Here is a 683-nt window from a genome sequence, read left to right on the forward strand (position 1 = left end):
GATGTAGTTATTACGCGTCGTAGCCAAGCTCGGTTAGATGAACGGCCATCCACTATTGCTAACGCCGCCCTGCTTGATCTCAACGATGAAAACGCAGCGCAAAAACTGGATGAAATAATTCAGTCGAATCATATTGAGCGTATTGTTGGTGCGTTTCCACCTGGGTTTCGTCGAGGGTCTGGTCGAGAGTATGCGCAGCAATGGTCAACGTTAGTTAAAGCAGCAAAACAGCATGCGATTGAAAAGCTCGTCATGATCAGCTCTACAACGGTCTACCCTAATTTACCAACGGATATGAAAGAAGAATCCGCATCGCTCGCTCTCGCGCAAACCCACCCTCACTTTTCTGACAATGCGAAAATCATGCTCGAAGCGGAGCAATCCGTCATCGACTCTGGCATAAACTACGCCATCTTACGTTGCAGTGGTTTGATTGGCCCAGACAGACACCCCGCTCGCTTTGCCATGCGCCTAAAACAAGTCAGCCGTAAAGCTCCAGCCAACATGCTTCATCAAAGTGACGCAGTCGCTGTGGCACAATTTGCATTGGATCACCTGAGTAACCAGATCATTAATGTCACAACGCCTCACACCGTGAGCAAAGCTGAGTTTTACCAAGCAGCAATCACCAAAAGTGGCGCAGAGATTTCGCTACCTCCCGTCACAGAAGATGCCGATAAACG

At 48.9% G+C, this 683-nt stretch carries 1 protein-coding gene; it reads left to right on the plus strand.

Annotated features, from left to right (window positions below):
- The coding region (locus tag R7P74_RS26710) for an NAD(P)H-binding protein (protein WP_318123678.1) at window positions 1–683 on the plus strand (683 nt) is incomplete at both ends.

It is taken from the genome of Vibrio sp. 2033 (assembly GCF_033339735.1).